This window comes from Deinococcus yavapaiensis KR-236, assembly GCF_003217515.1.
GTDB lineage: Bacteria > Deinococcota > Deinococci > Deinococcales > Deinococcaceae > Deinococcus_A > Deinococcus_A yavapaiensis.
In genome coordinates this window covers 249,186-270,522 of record NZ_QJSX01000005.1, presented here as the reverse complement: position 1 = coordinate 270,522, position 21,337 = coordinate 249,186, and the positions used below count along the sequence as shown (strand labels likewise).

The following is a 21,337-nucleotide window of genomic DNA, read 5'->3' as shown; positions in this document are numbered from 1 at the left end:
GCGCTGTCAAATACGTTTCACTGCACGTGCCGCCAAGATTTCATGGTCTACGGTGAAATATCGCGTGTCTTCGGGAATCGAAACCGGTTTCACACTTCTTCGTTCTGAAACCGCTTTCGGTGCATTCGAGGTCGTGCGTTTCGCGCGCGTGGCGCGGGCCGGGCGAGCGGACAGCCTTTAAGATGCCCGCATGACTGCCGCGCTTCGCCCGAACATCATCCTCGTCACCACCGATCAGCAGCGTTACGACGCGCTGGGCGCCAACGGGAGCCCGTTCATGACGACGCCCGCCCTCGACGAACTCTCGGCCGAAGGCGTGGCGTTCGACCGGGCGTACTGCCCCAATCCGGTGTGCACCCCTTCACGGCTCACGCTCATGACCGGACAGTTTCCGTCGCGGCACGGGGGATACAACATCGGCACGACGGCGATCGACAAGTCTCGTTTTCTCAGCGTGCAACTGCGGGCGGCGGGCTACCGCACCCATCACGTCGGCAAAGCGCACTGGCATCCGTGGAGCGATCCCAGCCCCGAGCGCGCGCCCGTCGACGAACGCGGCACGCCGTGGCGGGACTTCGTGGGCTTCGAGACCGCCGAACTCGCCACCGGACACGTCACGTGGGGCGTCACCGGACATTATCAACGCTGGCTCGATCGCCGCGGCGTCGACAAGGCGCGGCGACACGAGCTCAACCGCATCGAGCGGCGCTTCGAGTCCGATCCGAACGAGACGGGCGACTGGGGCGTCGCGAGCGAACTGCACAGCGGCGCCTGGATTCTCGAACGCGCCCTCGCCTTTCTGGACTCGAGCGACGACGACCGCCCGTTCTTTCTCAACCTCGGCTTTCAAGATCCGCATCATCCGCACGCGGTGCCCTTCGACTTCGAGGCGCGCGTGAACGAGGCAGACTTGCCGCCGAGAATCGACGGCGCTTCGGACGTCGGCGTCGTCGAACCCGTGGCGATGCTGCGCGCCGGAACGATCAACGCGAGCCGCTACCGAGGCCGCTTCGAGGTGGCGGGCAACGCGGGCGCGCACGATTGGCGCGCGTACTTTCACGACGAGGCGAAAGACCGAGGCACGCGCGCCGCGTACTACTCGCTCGTGAACCTCTTCGATTCGCAATTCGCGCGGATCATGCGCGCCGTGCGGCGGCGCTCGGCGCGGCCGACCGTCGTGGTGTTCACGTCCGATCACGGCGACATGCTCGGCGATCACGACATCGGCCAGAAGGGGCCGCTCGCGTACGAAGCCGTGCTGCGCGTTCCCTTGATCGTGTGGTGCCCCCAGCTCTTCGCGCCTCGGCGCGTATCGGACGTCGTGTCGCTCGTGGACCTCTCGCCGACGTTGCTGAACCTCGGCGGCGCGAACTTGCCCGCCTCCGACGGCGTCGACTTGCGCGCCACGCTGGAGAGGGGAGAGGCGCCAGGCCGCGCGGGAGCCCGCGTGGAATTCAAGGAGGAGCCCGACCGAGTGCGCTACAAGGCGTGGATCACGCGCGACTTCAAGCTCGTCGTGTACCCCGGCGAGACGTTCGGCGAACTGTACGACCTTCAAGACGATCCCGAGGAGCACGTCAACCGCTTCGACGATTCCGCGCTCGCCGAGGTCAAGGCGCGCCTGCTGACCGAGCTGCTTTCGGACATGGAGCGCTCCGAGCCGCACTCGGAGCGGCCGAGTCGCGTGTGAAGCCGCGGCGCGGCGCGCTGCCGTATTGTGTAGGCGTGCTGCGCGAACAACTCTCCTCGCCGACTCCCGTTTCGCTCGCCGCGTTCCTCAACGGTCACGTTCGCTCGTGCGACGTTCTCGTGCAAGTCGTGGCCGAGTGCGAGGTCGAATACGCGGGGCGCGCGCTCAGCACGGCCGACGCGGGCTGTTACGTCGTGATGGTGAAGTGCGACGGCAGTCTGCAAATCCACGGGGCGCGCGGCGTCAAGCCCGTGAACTGGCAGCCGCGCACGGACGACGTCTCGGCCTTCGTGGAGGAGGGTCGCTGCGTCCTCGTGGCCTCGCGGCGCAGTCCCGAGGAGGTCGTGAAGGTGACCTTTCACGACGTGCACCTCGCGCTCGCCCTCGAGTTGGAGGAGGCGGGCTTCACGCTGTCGGGCAGCGAGAAGGACATGCAAGAAGCGCTCGCCCGCTCGCCGCACGTCATCGAGCAAGGCTTGACCGTGCTCGACCGCGAATTGCTCGTCGGGGTGGGCGGCATCGACCTCTACGCGCTCGACCGCGACGGGCGACTCGTGGTCGTGGAGCTCAAGCGCGCGCGGGCGGGACACGAGGCGGTGCATCAGCTCGCGCGGTACGTGGCGGCCGTGCGTCTGCAAGTCCCGCACCGCGAAGTGCGCGGCATCTTGGCGGCGCCGAGCGTGACGGCGCCGGCCCGCGAAGCGCTGACGCGGCAAGGTTTGGAATTCGTCGAGGTGACGGCCCTCGCGAAATCCGAGCCTGCGGCGATGCAAGGGGCCTTATTCTGAGAAGCCGCTCGTACGAAGTCGTGCCTGTGTTCACGAACTTCGCTTGACGGCTGAGGATTTACTTAATAGAATAAAAAAACACAAAGCCAACTCGTAACGCCACGAGCACGTGGCACTGGAGGAACCTGCATGGGTAAGAAGATTTTCCTGGTCACGGTCGCGATGATGGGGTTGAGCGGGCTCAGCGGTGGAGCCCTCGCACAACAAAAGATCACGCTCGACTTCTCCGCGCACTGGCTCAGCGCGCAACGTCGCCCGACGATCGACAAGATCGTCAACCTCTGGAACCAGCGCAACCCCAACGTCCAAGTGCGTTACACGGGCGTGCCCTTCGACCAGATCATCACCAAGACCCTCGCGGGCGTCGCCGCGGGCAACGCGCCCGACGTCGTCGTCATCGACATTCGCACGACCAAGCAGCGCGCGTCGAAGAACCAGATCGTCGACATGTCGCAATACGGCGTGAACTCTATCAAGGACCGCTTCTACCCCAACCTCTGGGCGACGGGCACCTACAACGGCAAGCAGTACGGCCTGCCGTTCAACACCGACACGCGCCTGTTGTTCTACAACAAGGCCGCGTTCAAGGAAGTCGGTCTCAACCCCAACGATCCCCCCAAGACGTGGGACGAGCTTTGGGAGTACGCCAACAAGCTCGACAAGAAGGACGCCTCGGGCCGTTACACCCGCATGGGCTTCCACCCGCTCTTCGGTGACTTCGGCTACGAAGGCTGGGTCATGAACGCCAAGTCCTCGTTCTGGGACAGCGACTACGAAGTGCCGCGCGTGAACAACGCCGTCGCCGTGAGCACGCTCAACTGGGTCAAGAAGTGGACGGACCGCTACGGCTCGAACAACTACGCGGCGTTCAAGGCTTCCTTCGGTGGCGGCGCGCAAGACGAGTTCATGTCCGGCAAGGTTCCGATGGTCGTCAAGAACGGCAACTACCTCACGGCCCTCAAGAACAACGCGCCCTCGCTTCAGTACGGCTTCGTTCCCGTCCCGACGCCCGACGGCAGCCAGCACCCGGCCTCCTCGTGGGGCGGCGGCTTCAACATCGAAGTCCCGCGCGGCACGAAGCACCCGAAGGAAGCCGTGGCGTTCGCCCGCTTCCTCGTCACGGAAGGCGCGCGCATCTGGACCGCCGAGCAAAACGACATTCCCGGCGCCAAGGCAGCCTTGACGTCGAACACCAACCGCGTGTTCATCTCGATGGCGCAGAACATGAGCAACACCTTCGTCGCGCCGACCGCCGTGTTCGCCCCGAGCTACGGCAACGCGATCAACAAGGCCGTGGACGATGTCGTCCTGCGCGGCAAGAGCGCCAAGGAAGCGCTCGACGACGCGCAAACCGACATCCAGAAGATGGTCGCCGACGGCAAGCGCGACGCGAACTGATCCACGACTCCACGAAATCGGGACCCTCCAAGGGTCCCGATTTTTCATTCCCTTTGGGAGGCCCTCCTTGAACGTCATCGTCATTCAACTCGACTCGCTCAATCGCCATTTCCTGCCCGCCTACGGCGGTTGGGTGCGCACGCCGAACATCGACGCCTTCGCCGAACGGGCCGTGATCTTCGACGCGCACTACACCGGTTCGCTGCCGTGCATGCCCGCCCGGCGTGAAATCTGGGCGGGCGTCGAGGAATTCTGGTGGCGCGGTTGGGGACCGCTCGAACCGTGGGACGAACCCGTCGCGTACCTCGTCAACCGCGCGGGCGTCGTCACGTCGCTCGTCACGGACCACTACCACTTCTTCGAGTGGGGCGCGCACTCCTACCACCACGACTTCGACGGGTACGAATTCGTGCGAGGCCACGAGCACGACAACTGGCGCACGCAACCCCTTTCGGACACGCCCGACTGGGCGACGAAGATGATCGAACGGCACGGCGAAGGCGGCCGAATCTACCTTCGCAACGTCGCGGACTTCGGGAGCGAGGCCGACTTCTTCGGCCCGAGGGTCATGAGCGCCGCCGCGCGCTGGATCGACGAGAACCACGCGCATGAACGCTTCTACCTGCACGTCGACTCCTTCGACGTCCACGAGCCCTTCCACATTCCCGAGCCGTACCGCTCGTTGTACACGGACGCCGATCCGACGCGCTTCAATCCCTGGCCGCCTTACGGCCGCACGAACGACGAAGCGCGCCCCGTGAGCTCGGAGGAAATCGACTGGGTGCGCGCTCAATTCGCCGGAAAGCTCACCATGGTGGACGCTTGGCTGGGGCGCGTCTTCGACGCGCTCTCGAAGCACGATCTTTGGCGAGATACCTGCGTCATCCTTTCCACCGATCACGGCCACTACCTCGGCGAGCACGACCGAATCGGCAAACCGATGAGCCCGCTGTGGAACACCCTCACGCACGTTCCCCTCATGATTTGGCACCCCGAGCAGCGACAACGTCGCGTTTCCGCCCTCACCCAGACCATCGACTTGTACGCCACCGTCCTCGACGCGCTCGGCGTGCCGCTGCGCTCCGCGCACTCGCGTAGCCTCCTGCCGCTCGTTCTCGGCGAGACCGACGCGCACCGCGACCTCGCCGTGTACGGCTACGCCAATCAACGCGTCGGCGTGACGGACGGCACGTGGACGTTGCTGCGCGACCAAGACCCGAGCGCCGCGCCTCCACACTGGTACTCCTTGCAAGTCGGGCATCTCGACGCGCGCAGTACCGGAGCGCGGAGACAGCGCCCGACCGAATTCCCGGACCTCGAAGCGGGCCGCTTTATTCCCGGCGTCACCACTCCCCACTGGAAGATGCCCGTGCGCGCGTACGACGTGACGCACCTGGGGCCGCCTCGCCCGGACCTCCTGTACCACACCGCGCTCGATCCTTTACAGGAACGCGACCTCACCGCCGCCGAACCCGCCGAGCTTCGCCGCCTGGAGGACCGTCTGCGCGTCCACATGCACGCCCTCGGCGTTCCCGACGAGCAGTACGCCCGACTCCGCCTCTAGGAACTTCGTTCTCGACTTCGAGGAGGAAGCGCCGACCACGCTGTTTCCCTTCGCCCGACGATCGCCGGAGTCCGCGTCGTACGGTCGGTGGCACGCATACGCACTCCATCCTCGCCACGGCACCGACGCTTCTGAAGCCGAGAACAAAATGACGAAGGTCGCATGAAAGGCGCGTGCTGCCGAACGAACGCCCCACGTGAGTTATTTGTAGACAACGGATGTTGATTCGGGGGATGCTGAGGCATGAATCGCTTTCCGGTCCTGCTCTTGTTGATGCTCGTGTCCTTCGCAAGCGCGACGAAATGGCAATACGCGACGTGGCGAAGCTATAGCGGAACCCGCTCGCTGCAAGTGTGGAACGGACCGTTCAGCGAGCGCTTCACGTCCCTCACCCTCCGTCAACTCGCCACGACCCTCAAGCTCAAGAACATGCCGCGCGGCACCGCCGAGTTGACGGAAATGCAGTTCCTCAACCGCTTGGGCTTGTCGGGCTGGGAACTCGTCGACACGGTGACGAGCGGCATGTCCAAAACCACCATCCGCGTGTACTACTTCAAGCGCGTGGTGCGGCTGTGATCCTCGACCTCGGCGCGGTTCGCTCTTAGAGAGGCGCAAGCGAGCCGTGCTCGCTTCCAGGAGGACACGCACAATGCTGCGGGCCTGGGCGCCAGCGTCCGCAGCCCTCTTCGAAGTTCGCTTCAAGCGGCGAGCTCTAAGCGAGTTGCTTGCAAGTCGTTTACCGACTTTTAACTGCTCGGGTCCACACTGCCTTCAGAAGGAAGGAGACCCGAGATGGCCACGCCCCCCCGCTTCGACTCGAATGGTGCCGTCAGGACGCTGCTGCTCGCCGTAGCGAGCCTCTCCACGACCCTCACCGTGTACGCGCTCGGCACGCACGCCAAAAGCACCTCCTTCACGCAAATCGCGCCCGCCGATCCCGGCTCGATCGACGACTCATCCGCGTGGAACTCGAACGACGACTCCGGCTGGTACGAAGACCGCCCGGGCCGCGACGCCTCCTCGGACGACCGCTCGGGCCCGTGGCTCGGCGGCACGTCCGACTTGCCGAGCGCGGGCCGCACGAGGGGAAGCTGACATGGCGCTCGCCTCGTTCCTGAGGGCGCGCGCCCTCGGCACGGACGTCGAGATCAAAGGCGAAGGCGCGACCGAAGCGTTGCGGGAAGTGCGACGTCTCGAAGACATCCTGACGCGCTTTCGCGAATCGCCCCTCACGCGCCTCAACGACGACGGGGTCTTGCCTCGACCTCCGATCGAGCTCGTGGAAGCTTTGCAGCACGCTCTGCACGTCGCGCGCCTCACCGACGGTCTCGTCACGCCGACGGTCTTGCAAGCGCTCAAAGCCGCCGGGTACGACGAACGGCCCGGAGGTCCCGTTCGGCTTGCCGTTTCCGTGCCGTCCACGCGCGGCGTCGTGTGCGACCTCGGCGAAATCTGCTTGCCGCCGCGTGTCAGCCTCGACCTCGGCGGAACCGCGAAAAGCTGGATCGTCGAGCGAGCTTTTCGCTTTCTCTCGGGTGACGCCATGTTGAACGCGGGCGGCGATCTGCTCTCGCGGCGAAGCGAACCGTTCTCCGTGGAGATCGAACATCCCTTCGGGGAAGCGCGGCGCTTCCTGGAGCTCGCGCCGGGCACGTGGGGAATCGCGACGAGCAGCCTGATGAAGCGCGCGTGGGTGGGCGGGCACCACCTCATCGACCCGCGCACCTTCCGCCCCGTCGACTCGCCGCTCGTGCAAGTTACCGTCGCGGCGTCGAGCGTCACGACCGCCGAAGTGCTGGCCAAGCTCGCCTTTCTCGACGACGCGGCCCTCAAGGCCTTTCCGCTCGAAGGCCCCGCTTGGCTCGTCGCGTACGACACGTCAGGCCGCGTCTTGCGCCGAACCCTTCGCCCTGGGGAGGCGGCGGCGTGACGACTTCGCTCGAACGTCGCACGAACGACGCCCTCGTCGCGGGACTGCTTCTCACGTACGCCGCGCTGTTCGTCGCGTGCTTCCTGCGCCTCGGTCCGCAGACGCTGGCGTGGAGCCTCGACCGCGCGCTCGGCGTCGTCGCGTACCTCGCGCTGTCTCTCGGCGTCACCTTCAGAGCCCTGCTCGGCGGCCGCGTCGCTCCCGCCTGGCTGAGTCGCGCGCAGCAAGGCGGCTGGCACGGTCTCCTGTCCACGACGGCCCTCGTCCTCGGCGTTTTGCACGGCCTCACCCTCGTCGTGGACCGACAGAGCCCCCAGTCGCTCGTCAACCTCCTGATTCCGGGAGCGTCCACCTTGGCGCCGCTCGCCGTCGGACTCGGCACCCTCGGCGTGTACGGCTTGACGCTCGTCTGGGCGACGACGAAGTGGCGTGCGAAGTTCTCGGCGCGCACGTGGCGCCTCTTGCACCTCGCGTCCTACCCGACCTTCGCCGCCGTCACGGCGCGCGGCTTGCTCGCCGGAACGGACGACTTGCGCTGGTTGTACGCCTTCGCCGTCGGCTTGGCGGTGTGGACGTTCGGGTTGCGCTTCGTGGAAGAGCGGGAAAAGCGCCGATAGCGCCCATTGTGCCGGGCGGACGGCACGGCCGCGTGGTCGCCCGATAAAAGACCCGCTGAAAGCGGGCCTTTTATCGGGGAGCGGTCACTCCAATTCCGTCAAGCTCACTTCGCGCGGTTCGCCCTCGTCGGGAATCAGGAGGGTTTTGATCTCGAACTTGCCGAGTTTCACGCTGAGCTCGCGCTTCAAGAAGGCGAGATTGACGGTCGCCGTGCAAGGCGTGCCGTGGAGTTCCACGAGGCGCACGATCGTGCCGCGGTCGTCTTCGGCGCGCTTCAACGCCGTCACCGCGACGTTCGCGGGCGCTACCTCGGCGAAGCTCGCGCTCGGCGGCAGGGGGCCGTCGTGGTACGTCTCCGGGATGACGACGGGCCGCTCGGTGAGTTCGGCGGCGAGGCGCGCGATGCCCGCGTCACGCCACGTTCCGGCGTGCGGAACGAGCCAGTACGTGAACGTCTGCTCGCCTTGGTCGAGGTAGCGGTAATCGCCGCCTTCGGTGGGCACGTACGGATCGTGGTGGGCGTAGATCGCCGAGCGCGTCACCGTGACGTTCAACGTCGAGCCCGACACGCTGTAGCTGGACTTCGCGTCGTTGATGACGGCGAGGCCCCGAATCGCCTGGGTGGATCGGTGCACGCCGCCGACGTCGAGCCAGCGCTGGCCGGGTTGCTCGCGTCCGTCGGTGGGCCGACTCGTGATGCCGTACGGCGCTTCGAAGGTCGCCTCGGGAAAGTGAAGGTTCGCGGGAAAGCTCAACTTCAGCATGCGGTGCCGTTCGCGCCAATCGAGCCTGACTTTCACCTCGACGTACGGCAGGCCCTCGTACACGCGCACGTCCTGCGTCAGGGTGGAAGTTCCGAAGCGGCTCACCGTGCGAATGGCCGTGCGAACCTCGCCGTGCTCGATCAGGCGGCTCGACTCGCCTTCGAACCGTCCGACGACGTCGTCGTACGTCGTGACACCGTGGCTCCACGTGTCCGTGTCGTCTCGGAGAACGACGGCGCTCGTGGACGCGAACAGGACCTCCGCGTCGCTCGCCTTGTGCAGCAAGCGCGCGATGCCGCCCGTCTCTGGATCGATTTCCAAGCGAAAGGCGTCGTTTTCGACGTGCGTGTCCGAAGCGTCGGACCGAAGGTTCGTCTCGGGCTCTTCCTTGAACGCCGTGAAGACGCGGTAGCCGAGCGGCGGCAGGGTCGCCGTCCACGCGATGCGGCTGCGCCAGCCGTTGACGGTCGCTTCCGAGCGGATGGTCTGACTCGCGACGCGCTCGCCGCGCTCGTCGCGCAAGATGAATCCGGCGCGCAATCCGCCCGCCTCGTGCTCCACGGGAACCGACGCGGCCCACGGATGCGGATTGAACACCACGAAGGGACGGCTGCCTTCGACGTGCGGAATGGAGACGCGCCACGAGAGGCGCTGCACGGCGGCGTTCACCGCGTGCTGCGCCGTCGCGAGGGCTTCGCCGTACTCGTTGCGGGCGTCGTCGTACGCGCTTTCGAGCGAGGTGCCGGCGAGGATGTCGTGGAAGTGGTTGAAGAGAACGCGCTTCCAAGCGCGATCGAAATCGGCCTGCGGGTAGGGGAGACGCGCGACCGCGTGCGCGATCGCCGAGAACTTCTCGGCGCGCACGAGCGCGAGTTCGGAGGCGCGGTTGAGGCGCTTGACTTCCGAGTGGGCCGCGTAGCAGCCCACCGCGTGCATCTGCAACTCGCTCGACCACGTCGGCATCCGAGCGTCCTGCACTTCGCGAAAGTACGACTCGGGGTCCGAGAAGCGCAGGTGCGGCAGCGACTCGTCTCGCTGCATTCGCTCCAACGACTTCAAGTTCTCGATCGTCGGGCCGCCACCGTGGTTGCCGACGCCGTAGAACACCATGAGGCGCGAGTCCGCCGACTCGACTTCCGTGAGGCACTTGCGCACGTGCGCCTCCAAGTCGGAGCCGGGAGTGCAGTACTCGTACGGAATGCGGAAAGTCGGGATGCTCGATCCGTCGGGGCCTTCCCAGCGAAAGAGCCGCCCTGGCAGGGCTTGCTCGTGCGGACCGGGACGCATGAAGGTGTAGGCGGTGAGGCCGCTTTTCAGCAGGATTTGCGGCAGGGTACCGGCGTGTCCGAACGAGTCGGGGTTGTAACCGACCTTCGCCGTGCGTCCGAAACGTGACGCGAAGAAGCGCTGTCCGTAGAGGCCTTGACGCACGAAGCCTTCGCCGCTCGGAAGGTTGCAGTCGGGTTGTACCCACCAGCCGCCCACGAGTACCCAGCGGCCCTCGTGAACGCGGGCGCGAATCTCGTCGAACATCTCGGGCTCGTTCGCTTCGATCCACGCGAGGTGTCCGGCCGACGAGCACGTGAACACGAACTCGGGAAACTGCGCGAGGCGGTCGAGGGCCGATCGGTAAGTCGCCTTGACTTCCTGAAAGCCTTCTTGCCAATTCCACAACCACACCGGGTCGATATGGGCGTTGCCGATCATGTGGAAGACGGCGCGGGGCGCCGCGCTCGTCGAATCGTGGTCTTCTCGTCGTGTATCGGTCATGCCTGCTCCGCGATTCGTTCGTCGACGAAGGCGTCGTCGATCGTCTCGCACAAAACGTGAATCAGCAGGATGTGCATTTCCTGCGTGTGCGCCGTGAGGGCGCTCGGGGCTTTGAGGGTGACGTCCGCGAATTCCTCGACGCGACCGCCGCGTTCGCCGCACAAGGCGACCGCGCGCGCGCCGCGCGCCTTCGCCGCCGCCAAGGCCCGCACGACGTTCTCGGAGTTGCCGCTCGTCGTGATGCCGACGACGACGTCACGTTCGCCCGCGAGGGCTTCGACTTGACGCGAGAAGACGTCGGCGAAGGCGTAGTCGTTGCCGATGCACGTCAAGGCGCTCGAGTCCGTCGTGAGGGCGATGGCGGGCAGCGGTCGGCGTTCGCGTCGGTAGCGTCCGGTGAGCTCGGCGGCGAAGTGCTGCGCGTCGGCCGCGCTGCCTCCGTTGCCGCACGTCAATAACTTGCCGCCGCCGCGAAGCGCTTCCAACAACAGGGTCGCGGCTCGCTCCACGTTCGGCGACAGGTCCGCGAGGCGATCGAGCGCCGCGCGGTGCCGCTCGACGTACGTCAGCAAGTTCGAGGCGGCGCTCACGACACCACCATCGTCTGCCCGCCGAGCGCCACCGCCGCCGCGCCCAGCACCCCGACGTCGTCGGCGCACGAGGCGGGCACGATATCCACGCCTTCCATGAGGGGCGGCATCGTGCGGGCCTTCACCCTGGAACGGAGCGGTTCGAACAGCAAGTCGCCGAACTTGGAGATGCCGCCGCCGATCACGACGCGTTCCGGATCGAAGGCGTGGACGACGCTCGCGACACCGGCCGCCAGCATCTCGATCGTCTCGGCCCAAAAGTCGACGGTCGCCGAGTCGTTCGCTTCGAGCGCCGCTTTGACGGTGTGCGCGGTGATTTCACCCGAGTGCTCGGCGAGGGTGTTCAGCAGCGAGTCCGGATACCGCTCGGCGAGCTTGCGTGCTCGGCGCGCGATGCCGGTTCCCGAGGCGTAGTGCTCCAGGCAACCGCGACCGCCGCAGTTGCACGGTTCGCCGTCGTACTCGACTTGCACGTGCCCGATTTCGCCCGCGTTGCCGAACTTGCCTCGGTAAAGGTCGCCGTTGAGAATCAACCCGCCGCCGATGCCCGTGGAGATCGTGAAGTACACCATGTGGCGCGTGCCGCGCCCCGCTCCGAAGTGGAATTCGGCGAGGGCGGCGGCGTTCGCGTCGTTGTCGAGCGCGACTCGCAGGCCCAAGGCGTCTTGAAGGTGCTGCACGAGCGGGTAGTCGTTCCAGCCGGGCAGATTCGGCGGGTTCTTCACGAGACCTCGCCCGGTGTCCAAGGGACCGCCGCAGCCGACGCCGATCATGTCTACGGCGACGGGATGACGGCGCAGCAAGTCACGGCTGAGGCCGACGATGCGGGACAAGACGACGTCCGGGCCGAACTCGACGTGCGTCGGCGTGCGCGCCGAATCGGCGATTTCGCCGCGACTCGACACGATGCCGACGGCGAGCTTCGTGCCGCCGATGTCGATGGCGAGAACGTGACGAGGCGGCGCCTCGGGTGAAAGCAACGGCATTGGTGACTCCTTTAAAGAGGAACAGAGGAAGCGAAACTCGGGCTAAACTCAGCATATACCAAATGGCGCTATTTTTTCATATAGTTAAGTAACTCGGGCGAGTTCAACTTCACACGACGCGTGGTTTTGCCGCGCCCAACAGAAAGGTGGTCAGCGATGCAAGCGGTTCGTATGCCAGTCTCTCAACTCACCCATTGCGCAAGGAGGAAGACATGGCCGGCATGAGCACCTTGAGGCGCCGAGAGGCCATCAACGGCTACCTGTTCATCTTGCCCTGGCTTCTCGGCTTTTTGCTCTTCACGGCTGGCCCGATGCTCTTCTCGCTGTACGCCTCGTTCACCAACTACGACGTCACCACCCGCATGCGCTGGATCGGCTTGGAAAACTACCAACGTCTGCTGTTCGACGACAGCCTGTTTTGGACTTCGCTCGGCAACACGGGCTTCTACGCTTTGTTCAGCGTGCCGCTCTCGGTCGCCGTGGGCTTGCTGATCGCCGTGCTGCTCAACCAGAAGGTGCCGGGTCAGCGCGTGTTCCGCACGATCTTCTTCCTGCCGAAGGTGCTCTCGGGCGTCGCCGTTCTCCTGCTGTGGTTGTGGGTCTTCAATCCCGAGTTCGGTCCCATCAACTCGTTCCTGCGCTTCATCGGCATCCAGAATCCACCTTTGTGGTTCTCCGACCCGATCTGGGCCAAGCCTGCCCTCGTCATCATGAGCATGTGGGGCGCGGCGGGCGGCTTCATCATCTACCTCGCCAGCTTGCAAGGAATTCCGAAGGATCTCTACGAAGCCGCGATGATCGACGGTGCCAAGCCCATCACGCAGTTTTGGAAGATCACCGTCCCGATGATGTCTCCCACCATCTTCTTCAAGCTCATCACGGGTGTGTACGCGGCCCTGCAGTTCTGGGAAGCCGCGCTCATCGTGTCGTCGGGCGGCACAGGCGGCCCCTCGTACTCGACGCTCTTCTACGGTCTATACATGTGGCAAAAGGCGTTCGGTGAGTACCAGATGGGTTACGCGTCGGCCATGGCGTGGATCTTGCTGATCATCGCATTGACCGTCACCTTCATCCAATTCATCGGCGCGAAGCGCTGGGTCCACTACGAAGGCGAGGCGTCTCGGTGACCGTTCAACAAGAACCCCTCAGCTCCGCACCCGTCTCGTCCGCTGCCGACAATCGCCGCGCGCCCGGCGGACCTCGCGCGCTCGATATGTTCTGGCGGACCATCGCGTTCGTTCTGCTCGCCATCGTGGGCGGCCTGATCCTCTTCCCGGCGGTTTGGATGCTCTCGACCGCCCTCAAGGCCGACACGCAGGTGTACGCCAACCCGCCCATCTGGATTCCGAACCCCCTACGGTGGGACAACTTCGTGCAAGCGTGGACGCAAGCGCCGTTCACGCGCTACACCATCAACACCACCTTGTACGCCATCGCGGTGGTGATCGGCACGATCCTGTCGTGCTCGCTCGCCGCGTACGGATTCGCGAAGTTGCGCTTTCCCGGTCGTGACGCCCTCTTCACGGTCCTGCTCGCCACCATGATGATTCCCGGCATGGTGACGCTCATCCCGCAGTACATCCTGTTCTCACGCATCCACTGGGTCGGCACGTACCTTCCGCTCGTCGTGCCGAGCTACTTCGCGGGCGCCTTCTTCACCTTCCTCATTCGCCAGCACTATCTGTCCGTGCCGAACGAGCTCAGCGAAGCCGCACGAGTCGACGGCGCGACGGAATTCTGGATTTGGCGCAAGGTGATGCTGCCGCTCTCGAAGCCCGTCATCGCCACGGTCGCCATCTTCACCTTCGAAGGCGCCTGGGAAAGCTACGTCGGACCGCTGTTGTACCTCAACGACGAACGCCTCTACACCTTGCAAGTCGGCTTGCAGTTCTTCCGAACCCAGTCGCAAGTGCAGTGGCAGTTCCTGATGGCCGCCAGCCTCCTCGTGATGCTGCCCGTCATCGTCATCTTCTTCCTCTTCCAGCGCTACTTCGTGCAAGGCTCCGCGCTCAACGGCGCCGTCAAGGGCTGACGTCCCTCCTGGCTCAATGGCCGAAAAAGCGCCCTTCCCGAATGGGAAGGGCGCTTTTCTTGAGCAGGAGACGAGGGGAGCGCGGGCCCAGGCTACCTGGAGAAAACGTGGAACGAGGCGTGGCGAGCGCCTCGTGTCCGCGAAGAACCACTTCGATCACCACCGTCCTGTGAGAGCCGCCTTCCTGCCGTCCCTCTCACCGTCGCCGTCACCGTGAAGCGCGACGCTCGGTCAGTCTGCGCTTTCGACGTGCTCCACGGGCTTCAGGACGCCGTGAGGATCGCGCAGCACCTGATCGATCACGAGGGCGACGCCGCCGAGGGCCGTCGCGTCCTTGCCGAGCATGCTGGGCTCGATGCGCACGTCCTTGGAGAGAAAGCCGAACGAGCGGCCTTTGACCTTGGCGGCGAGCGCCTCGGTGAGGTCGGGCCACGCCGCGACGAGTTGCCCGCCGAGAACGATGACGTCGGGATCGTAGTGGTTCACGGCATTCAGCAACGTCGCCGTGAGGTACGTGTGCGTTCGCTCGCGCACTTGCACCGCGCGGGCTTCGCCCGCATCGGCGAGACTGCGCAACGTCTCCAAGTCGGGGACGTCCAGGCCGAGGCGCCGCGCTTCGAGGAGGATCGCCGGGACGCTCACGAGCGTCTCGACGCACCCTCGGTTGCCGCACTCGCACAAGGGGCCGTCCACGTGAATGGTGGTGTGCCCGATTTCTCCGGCAAGCTCGTGTGTTCCCCGGTACACGCGGTCGTTCACGATCAAACCTGCACCGATGCCCGAACGCAGCGAGATGTACAGCAACGTCGAGACGTTTTGTCCCGCGCCGTACCAAGCTTCGCCGAACGCCGCGGTTTTCGCGTCGTCGTCCAGCCAGCAGCGCACGCCGAAGGCTTCGCCAAGGGTCTCGGCGAGCTCGACGTTTTGCCACGCTCCGAAGTTCGGAGGGCTCACGACGAGGCCCAGCGCGGAGCTCACGGGGCCCGGAACGCCCACGCCGATTCCGAGCAGGTTCGGGCCGCCCGCCACTTCGGAGATGACGTCCTTGATCTGCGCGAGGTTGCGTTTGACGGCGCCCGGTTTGAACGGCCGCTCGACGCGGGCGAGCACGTCCCCGCCGAAGTTCGAGCGCACGACGCGCACGCGCGAACGCGAGATCTCCACGCCGATCACTTGCCCGCGATCACGATTGAGGGTGAGCAACGTCGGGCGCCGTCCGACTTGCCGCTCTTCCGACGGGCGCTCCACAACGAGGTCGAGGTCGCTGAGCTCGTCGACCATGTTCGTGATGGTAGCAGCCGTGAGACCCGTGACGTCGGCGAGGGTCGTTCGGGCGATCGGTTGGAGTTTGCGGAGCGCCTGCACGACCACGGCGAGGTTGTCCGCCTTCACCCTCGGCAGATTCCGGCCCTTCTTGAACACGCCGACTTTCATGGAGTTCATCCTCGCACCCACTGAGGCAGCCAGCGTCGTTGCGCGCCGATCGACTCGGCGGCGAGCGCGCGAATGTCGGGCAGGTCGACGACGCTCGCCGTGAGCGGATCGAGGGCGAACGCGGCGCGCAGCGCCTCGGGATCGTGGTTCGCGGCGGCCTCCACGACGGTCGTCTGCACGGCGACGGCCGTGAGGTTGAGGCCCGCGCACGCGCTCGGCAAGCGGCCTATCGCCTTCGGCTTCACGCCGTCGCCGTCCACGATGCACGGAACTTCGACGCACGCGTCGCTCGGCAAGTTGTCGATGAAGCCGTCGTTCAAGACGTTTCCGTACACGCTCGCGGGTTCGCCCGAGGCGTGCGCGGCGACGATGCGCATGCCGAACTCGTCGGACACGGCGAGCTTGCCGCGCAATTCGGCGACGGCGTCGCTCGTCGTCCGCGCTTCTTGCCCCGCGGTTTGCAGCGAGCCCTTGAGGTAGTCCCAGCGGCGCGGCAAGTGCGCCACGACGCTTTCACGCGACTTGCGAAAGTACGGCACGAGCTCCGACGCGTGGTGGCTCGACTCGCTGAGGAAGTACCCGAAGGTCTCCATCATCTCGGCGCGGACGCGTTCCTGCCCGCCTTGATAAGCGGGCCCGCCTTCTTGAAAAGCCGTGAAGCCGCCGTACTCGGGCAAGAAGGTCTCTCTCAGCAGACGCTTCAGGCGCGGATTGAGGTCCTCGCCCGCGTGCCGCAGCGTCACGAACCACGCTTGGTGGTTGATGCCCGCCGCCTCGTAATCGAGTTCCTCGAAGGGAACGCTGAGCAATCCCGACAGCATCTTGGCCGTGCCGGGAATCGAGTGGCACAAGCCGACGACGTTCAAGCCGAGCCGCGCGAGGTACGCGCAGTTCATCGCCATCGGGTTGGTGTAGTTCAGGACGAGGGCGTCCGGGCAAAGGTCGAGGACGTCGCGCGCGAGCGCGTCGAAGGCGGGCGTGGACCGCAGGAAGCGCAAGATGCCGCCCGGTCCGAGCGTGTCGCCCGCGACGAAGTCCAAGCCGTAGCGCCGCGAGATCTCGACTTCCGAGCGGTACGCGTCGAGGCCGCCGACTTGAAAGGTGATCAGGACGTGCGTGGCGCCCGCCAAGGCTTCGCGGCGGTCCGCCGTGACGACGAGCTTCAAGGGGAGGGCGTGATGATCGGCCACGCCGCGCACGGCGTTGGCGGTGCGCTCGGCCCGCGCGGCGTCGATGTCGTGCAAAACGAGCTCGGCGCCGCGAAGTTGCGCAGAGGCCAGGAAGTCCGCCGCGAGGGTCAGCGGAAAGACCATGCCGCCCGCGCCCGTGATCACGACGCGAGTCACGGCTTCACCCCCTGGCGCCAGCGCGGCGAGTACCACAACGGATTGGCGGGGTGGGGCGCTTGGCCTCTCGTGGCCCGCGCGATCCGCTCGACGTCCGCCTTCGGCAGGCGCGCCATGTCCAGCAGGCCGTTCTTCTCCTGGTACGTGTCGGCGAACTGGGTGTAGCAAAAGCCGTGGAGGCCCTTGAGGTCGAGGGCGCGGTTCACCGCGCCGAGTTGCGCTTCGTACGCGCTCGTGAGGACGTCGGAAGTTCGCACGACGACGTAGCCCCATCCGCGCTCTCCCTCGGGAATGCACGAGATGCCGCCGAACTCGCTGAGGATCACGGGACGCTCGTCGGGCATCAGTCCTTCCAAGGTGGAGCGGTGCCCGCCGGGCCAGAGCTTCCACATCGTCTCGCGAATCGCGTCCGGACTGCCGTAGCGTGCGAGGAGCTTCTCGGGGTCTTCGTCGTAGTCGTGCACGGTGTACATGTCCGTCACGAGTTGCTCCCAGCCGTCGTTGCCGCTCACGAGGCGCGTCGTGTCGAAGGCTTTCGTGAGGGCGTAGAAGGCGCGCTGCGCTTCGCGCTGATCGGTCCGCGTGGCGAGGTCGGGCAGGCCCCACGATTCGTTGAAGGGCACCCACGCGACGATGCACGGATGCGACGCGAGGTCGCGCAAGCAGTCGAGCCACGTTCGCGTGAGGGTCGAGAGGCTCTCGGGATTGAAAGCGTACGCGGACGGCAACTCCGCCCACACGGCGAGCCCGACGCGGTCGCACCACGCGTAGAATCGCGGGTCCTCGACTTTTTGGTGCAGGCGGACGCCGTTGAATCCGAGTCGGCGAATCATCTCGGCGTCGAAGCGGAAGCGGTCGTCGTCTCCGGTGAGGCCCGTGTCGGCCCAGTAGCCTTGGTGCAGCACGAGTCGCAGCGGGTACGGGCGGCCGTTGAGCAGGAAGCGCCGCCCGCCGGTCGAGACGGAGCGCATCGCCGTGTAGCCTTCGGCGTGGTCGATTTCGCTTCCGGCGACGGTCAAGGTGAACGTGACGTCCAAGAGGCGCGGATGGTCGGGCGTCCACAGCAAGTCTTCACGGGCCGCGTCGATTCCGGGATCGGGAAAGCGCAGGACCTTCTCGAAGCGGCGCGTGCGAACGAGGGCGTCCTCGTCGATGAGGACCTCGCCGTGCAGCGACACTTGGACGCGCAGGCGCGTGCCCGGCGCGGGCAACTCGGCGAGTTCGGTGCGCAGCAGCAGTTCGAAGCGGTCGATGTTGGGCGTCCAAGCGACGTGCGCGACGTGCTGACGAGGCACCTTCTCCAGCCAGACGGTGCGCCACAAGCCGCTCGTGCGCGGATACCAGATGGCGTGCGGCTCGTCTTTCCACGTTTGCTTGCCGCGCGGCACGTCGAGATCGCCGGGCTCGTCCGTGGCGTGCACGGCGATCTCGAAGCTGCCCTTTCTCGCAGCGCGCGTGACGTCCACGAAGAAGCTCGTGTAGCCGCCTTCGTGCTCGCGGGCGAAGGCGCCGTCGACGAAGACGCGCGCCTTCCAGTCCACGCCGCCGAAGTGAACGAGCAGACGCTCGTCGGGGCCGGGAACCTCGTGAGGCGCGAGTTCGACGCGGGTGTGGTACCACAAGCTGCCGCCGTGGTCGGTGGCGTGCACGCCGCTCGCGGGCGTCTCGGGCGCGAAGGGCACGCGAATCGTGCGGTCGAAGGCGACGTCCTCGGGGTGTTCTTGCTTGCTCGTGGAGAAGGCCCACACGCCGTCGAGCGATCGCCAAGGGCGCGTCAGCATCGGCCTGGGATGGAGCTCGTCGCTCGCCCAGGTGGTCTTCGCGTCGGGCAGGACGTCAGGAAGGGATTCGATCATGCGGCTCCTCCAGGAAGTTCACGCGCGTCGCCTCGCCGCCCGAGAGGCGCAAGGTCAAGATCTCGAAGGGCCGCAGGGCGATGTCGTGCGAGGACGGGCCGAACCGCATGGTTCCGAGCGTCGAGGCGCCCGCCCACTCGACGAGCCGCACGACGACGTCGTCACCGTCTTCCGAGCGTTTCATGGCGCTGACGGAGGCGCTCTCCAAGCCGCTGAGTTGCAACTGCGACGCGCGCTGCGGCAAGTCGCCGTCGTGGACGTACTCGCGCACGAACGTCAAGGGCTGCCCGAAGTTCTCGGCGAACTCCGGCACGCGCGCCGCGCGCCAATCTCCTTCGTGCGGCCTCATGGCGAGGCGCGCGACTTGTCGGCCTTGGTCGACGTAGCGGTACTTCAAGGCGGGGTCGAGCGTCGCGGGATCGTGGTGCGCGTACACGGGGCTGCGCGACAAGGTGAGGCGCAACTCGCCGCCGAGGACGCTCGCGGATGTCTTCGAATCGCTCACGAGCGACAAGCCTGCTGCATGACGCACGCCGCGTCCGTCTCGCGTGAGGCCGCTCACGTCCGTCCACGTGGACGTCGGTTCCTCCTCGCCGTCGGCGGGCCGCTCCTCGCTGCCGTACGGAACGGAGAAGGTCGCTCGGACGTCGGCGAGCGCCGTCGGCAGCACGAATTGAGCGCAGGCGTGCCGTTCGCGCCAATCGAGCTCCAAGTCGAGGCCGATGTCCTTCGAGCCGCGAGACAAGGAAAACTCCAGCGCCGCCGTCGAATTCCGGAAGGTCGTCGTGACGCGCAAGGTGGCGCGCACGGGACCGCTCTCCACGACTTCCAGCTTCGCGTTTGCGAACGCCCCGAGAAGGTGGCGCAACGAGCGCATTCCGTGGCCCCAAGTGTCCGTCTCGTCTTTCACCGCGACGACTTGCGCGCCGCCCGCGAGCAGTTCCAGGCCGCGCGTGTTGTCGCGCAAGCTTGTCAAGGCGCCCGTGTCGGCGTCGAAGCGCAAAGACCAGAAGTCGTTCTCCAGCCCCGTGGGCGAAACGCGTAGAAGGCCCGGATGTTCGACCTCGCCCGCGTCTTCGTCCGTCACGCGGTACAGGCGGTAGCCGAAGGCGGGCACCTCGGCGCGAAAGACGAACCTCGGACGTCCGCCCGAGGCGCTTTCGGGATGCGAGACTTGCGCGAGGACGTCACGGCCCGACTCGTCGGTGAGGCGCGCCCTCGGCGTGTGCCAATCGTTGAGTTCGACGTCCACGATTTCGCTGCGCGGACGGTCGGACGCGTTGAAGATCAACACGGGCACGCCGTCGCCGTAGTCCGTGACCCACGTCGGGCCGTCCCAGCGCACCGAACGAATCGGCTCGTCGGCGTCGCGGCCGTTCAGACGGGTGTCGACGCGGTCCGCCACGGCCTGCATGGCGGCGAACGTCACGCGAGACGCCACGCCGAGGGCTTCGCCGATCTCGTGCCGCGCGTCATCGTACGCGCTTTCGATCGAGCTTCCGGCGAGGATGTCGTGGAATTGGTTGAACAACAGCCGCTTCCATGCCCGTGTGAGCTCGTCCTTCGGATACGGATATCCGTAGGACGAGGCCAGCACGGCGAGCTTCTCGGCGCGAATCAACGCGTACTCGGCGCGGCGGTTGAGGGCCTTGATCTCGCTCACGGCGGCGTAGCAGCCTCGCGCGTGGTGTTGCAACGACCCCTGGTACACGGGACGGCTTTCCTCACGCACGACGTCGAAGAAGCCCGAGAGCGAGTTCATCTTCAAGTCGGGCCACTCGGGCGAGGCGTTGAGGTCGCGCAGATTCCGAATCGCGCGCTTCGTGGGGCCGCCGCCGTGGTTGCCGACGCCGAAGAGGCCCAGCCACACGTCCAATTCCTGCGGGCGCCAATCGAGGTTGCGCTTGAGGCTGCTCTCGATCCACAGCGGACTGGAGTTGTAGCACTCCACGCGCGCCGACAAGATGCGTGAGCCGTCGGCGCCTTCCCACACGAAGAGGTTCGACGGCAAGTCGATTTCGTTCGCGTTGGGCCGCATGAAGACGAAGGCGTTCAGGCCCGACTCCACGAGAAACTGAGGCAAGGTGGACGGGTGACCGAACGAGTCGGGCAGAAAGCCGACGCGTGCGCGCTTGCCGACGAGTCGCTCGAGCGTTCGCTGTCCGATGAGGGCTTGGCGCGCGAGAGCTTCGCCGTGGGGCAAGTTGACGTCGGGCTCGACCCACCAGCCGCCGACGGGTTCCCATTGGCCGCGCTGCACGGCGTCCTTGACTTCGGCGAGCAGCTTGGGATGGGCTTCCATCCAGGCGTACTGCGCGGCGCTGGAGTGAACGAAGACCATGTCGGGGTTTTCGCGCAGACGGTCGAGGGCGCTGCGGAAGGTCGCCTTGACCGTCTCGTGGCCTTCGCGCCAATTCCACAGCCACACTGGATCGATGTGCGCGTGACCGACGAGGTGAACGGTTAAGGTTTTGCTTCGAAAGTCGATCATGTCACTCCCACTCGAGGTTATTTAATATCTTTAAGAAATAGGGTAGTGTGAAGGCAGCCTTAATACAAGAGGAACGACCC

17 protein-coding genes are annotated in these 21,337 nt (G+C 65.9%); 10 read left to right on the top strand and 7 right to left on the bottom strand.

The genetic code is table 11. From position 1 onward, the window contains the following. Positions 1 to 190: 190 nt before the first annotated feature. From DES52_RS08625 to DES52_RS08590, 8 genes are all read left to right on the top strand, one after another. Positions 191 to 1,690 carry a sulfatase family protein gene (locus tag DES52_RS08625; protein ID WP_110886378.1) on the top strand — a complete coding sequence of 500 codons (1,500 nt, stop codon included), beginning with the start codon at positions 191 to 193 and terminating at the stop codon, positions 1,688 to 1,690. Positions 1,691 to 1,725: 35 nt separating this feature from the next. After that, the gene (nucS, locus tag DES52_RS08620) at positions 1,726 to 2,478 is read left to right on the top strand and encodes an endonuclease NucS (RefSeq protein ID WP_110886377.1); all 753 of its coding nucleotides are present in this window, start codon (positions 1,726 to 1,728) and stop codon (positions 2,476 to 2,478) included. 129 nt (positions 2,479 to 2,607) lie between these two features. Further along, positions 2,608 to 3,876 (top strand): ABC transporter substrate-binding protein, encoded by a 1,269-nt coding sequence (locus DES52_RS08615; protein ID WP_110886376.1) that lies wholly within the window; start codon positions 2,608 to 2,610, stop codon positions 3,874 to 3,876. Between the two features lie 67 nt (positions 3,877 to 3,943). Next, positions 3,944 to 5,440, top strand: a complete 1,497-nt coding sequence (locus DES52_RS08610) for a sulfatase (protein WP_245900833.1) — start codon at positions 3,944 to 3,946, stop codon at positions 5,438 to 5,440. A gap of 243 nt (positions 5,441 to 5,683) precedes the next feature. Beyond that, complete coding sequence (locus DES52_RS08605; RefSeq protein WP_110886374.1) at positions 5,684 to 6,016, top strand: hypothetical protein; 333 nt, start codon at positions 5,684 to 5,686, stop codon at positions 6,014 to 6,016. Positions 6,017 to 6,232: 216 nt separating this feature from the next. Further along, positions 6,233 to 6,535 carry a hypothetical protein gene (locus DES52_RS08600; RefSeq protein WP_110886373.1) on the top strand — a complete coding sequence of 101 codons (303 nt, stop codon included), beginning with the start codon at positions 6,233 to 6,235 and terminating at the stop codon, positions 6,533 to 6,535. Between the two features lies 1 nt (position 6,536). Beyond that, positions 6,537 to 7,370: an FAD:protein FMN transferase gene (locus tag DES52_RS08595; protein WP_110886372.1), complete on the top strand. Its 834-nt coding sequence runs from the start codon at positions 6,537 to 6,539 to the stop codon at positions 7,368 to 7,370. Next, the gene (locus DES52_RS08590) at positions 7,367 to 7,987 is read left to right on the top strand and encodes a ferric reductase-like transmembrane domain-containing protein (protein ID WP_170130955.1); all 621 of its coding nucleotides are present in this window, start codon (positions 7,367 to 7,369) and stop codon (positions 7,985 to 7,987) included. Before DES52_RS08595 ends, DES52_RS08590 begins: the two co-directional genes overlap by 4 nt. 84 nt (positions 7,988 to 8,071) lie before the next feature. On the opposite strand, the gene DES52_RS08585 is transcribed toward DES52_RS08590, so the two are convergent. The 3 genes from DES52_RS08585 to DES52_RS08575 are packed head-to-tail and all read right to left on the bottom strand — an operon-like array spanning position 8,072 to position 12,098. Next, positions 8,072 to 10,522, bottom strand: coding sequence for an alpha-mannosidase (locus DES52_RS08585; RefSeq protein ID WP_110886370.1), 2,451 nt, complete (start codon positions 10,520 to 10,522; stop codon positions 8,072 to 8,074). After that, a complete protein-coding gene (locus DES52_RS08580) occupies positions 10,519 to 11,112 on the bottom strand; it encodes a D-sedoheptulose-7-phosphate isomerase (RefSeq protein WP_110886369.1) in 594 nt (197 codons plus the stop codon). Before DES52_RS08580 ends, DES52_RS08585 begins: the two co-directional genes overlap by 4 nt. Next, complete coding sequence (locus tag DES52_RS08575; protein WP_110886368.1) at positions 11,109 to 12,098, bottom strand: ROK family protein; 990 nt, start codon at positions 12,096 to 12,098, stop codon at positions 11,109 to 11,111. The genes DES52_RS08580 and DES52_RS08575 overlap by 4 nt, the downstream gene beginning before the upstream one ends. A 212-nt stretch (positions 12,099 to 12,310) precedes the next feature. Here DES52_RS08575 and DES52_RS08570 point away from each other — a divergent pair, with 212 nt between their 5' ends. Both DES52_RS08570 and DES52_RS08565 read left to right on the top strand, forming a co-directional pair. Beyond that, the gene (locus tag DES52_RS08570) at positions 12,311 to 13,225 is read left to right on the top strand and encodes a carbohydrate ABC transporter permease (RefSeq protein WP_110886367.1); all 915 of its coding nucleotides are present in this window, start codon (positions 12,311 to 12,313) and stop codon (positions 13,223 to 13,225) included. After that, positions 13,222 to 14,130 carry a carbohydrate ABC transporter permease gene (locus DES52_RS08565; RefSeq protein ID WP_245900832.1) on the top strand — a complete coding sequence of 303 codons (909 nt, stop codon included), beginning with the start codon at positions 13,222 to 13,224 and terminating at the stop codon, positions 14,128 to 14,130. The genes DES52_RS08570 and DES52_RS08565 overlap by 4 nt, the downstream gene beginning before the upstream one ends. 231 nt (positions 14,131 to 14,361) lie before the next feature. Here DES52_RS08565 and DES52_RS08560 read toward each other — a convergent pair whose 3' ends face one another. Genes DES52_RS08560 through DES52_RS08545 form a run of 4 tightly spaced genes read right to left on the bottom strand, consistent with a single transcriptional unit; the run spans position 14,362 to position 21,257 of the window. Then, positions 14,362 to 15,564 (bottom strand): ROK family transcriptional regulator, encoded by a 1,203-nt coding sequence (locus DES52_RS08560; protein ID WP_170130954.1) that lies wholly within the window; start codon positions 15,562 to 15,564, stop codon positions 14,362 to 14,364. Between the two features lie 5 nt (positions 15,565 to 15,569). Further along, complete coding sequence (locus tag DES52_RS08555) at positions 15,570 to 16,910, bottom strand: family 4 glycosyl hydrolase (RefSeq protein ID WP_146237221.1); 1,341 nt, start codon at positions 16,908 to 16,910, stop codon at positions 15,570 to 15,572. After that, positions 16,907 to 18,766, bottom strand: a complete 1,860-nt coding sequence (locus DES52_RS08550; protein WP_110886364.1) for a glycoside hydrolase family 2 protein — start codon at positions 18,764 to 18,766, stop codon at positions 16,907 to 16,909. The genes DES52_RS08555 and DES52_RS08550 overlap by 4 nt, the downstream gene beginning before the upstream one ends. After that, entirely contained in the window at positions 18,747 to 21,257 is a 2,511-nt protein-coding gene (locus DES52_RS08545) for an alpha-mannosidase (RefSeq protein WP_110886363.1), read from the bottom strand. The genes DES52_RS08550 and DES52_RS08545 overlap by 20 nt, the downstream gene beginning before the upstream one ends. Positions 21,258 to 21,337 lie beyond the last annotated feature (80 nt).